The organism is Streptomyces sp. WM6386 (genome assembly GCF_000972385.1).
In the GTDB taxonomy this organism is placed as follows: domain Bacteria; phylum Actinomycetota; class Actinomycetes; order Streptomycetales; family Streptomycetaceae; genus Streptomyces.
The window spans coordinates 1-656 of the sequence record NZ_JXTE01000346.1 but is presented as its reverse complement, the minus strand read 5'-3'; the positions used below and the strand labels follow the sequence as shown (position 1 = coordinate 656).

The 656-nt window shown below is 75.3% G+C and carries 1 protein-coding gene; it reads left to right on the top strand.

Annotation, left to right across the window (positions count from 1 at the left end):
* The coding region (locus TN53_RS41630; RefSeq protein ID WP_046264096.1) for a hypothetical protein at positions 1 to 656 on the top strand (656 nt) is incomplete at both ends.

Genomic DNA, 656 nt, shown 5'->3' with positions numbered 1-656 from the left:
GAGCTGGGGCACGCCCACTGGAACGACGTCTCCCTCGCCCGGGAGAAGATCGCCGACGCGCTGCGGACCGGCGGCGGTCTGTCCGCGGATACCGTCGCCTCGCTCGTGCTCTTCGCGGTGCCGGTGGTGGCGGCGGCGTTCGCGGTGCCCTATCTCGCGTCCGGGATAGGGGCGTTGGCCGCCGGGGCCTGGCCGTGGTGGCTGATGCCGGTGGGCGATCTCGTGACCAGGTGGCGGCGACACCGCTGGGTGGAGCCGGACGAGCTCGCCAGGAGATCCCTACGGGCGAGTGCCGACGGCAACGCGCTGCGGGCCGCCCGGCTCGACGTGCGCTGGGCGCGCGCCCGCGAGAGCGGAGAGCCGGAGTCGCCCACCTGGTCGGGCGACCGGTTCCACCGCACCGAGGAGACGATCAGAGAGCAGGGCGGCGACCTCTTCACAGGCTGGGCCCCCCTCCTCCTGGGCGCCCAGGACCCGCCCCGCGCCGCCCTGGCCGAGGCCCGCGACGCCTATGACTCGGCCTGCGAGGCCCTCGTGTGGAGCGCGGCGTTCACGGTCCTCGGTGCGTGGTGGTGGCCCGCAGCACCGGTCGGCGTCCTGCTGGGCCTGGCGTCATGGCGCTCGCTGCGGCACGCGGTGGAGGCGCTGTGCCGGAC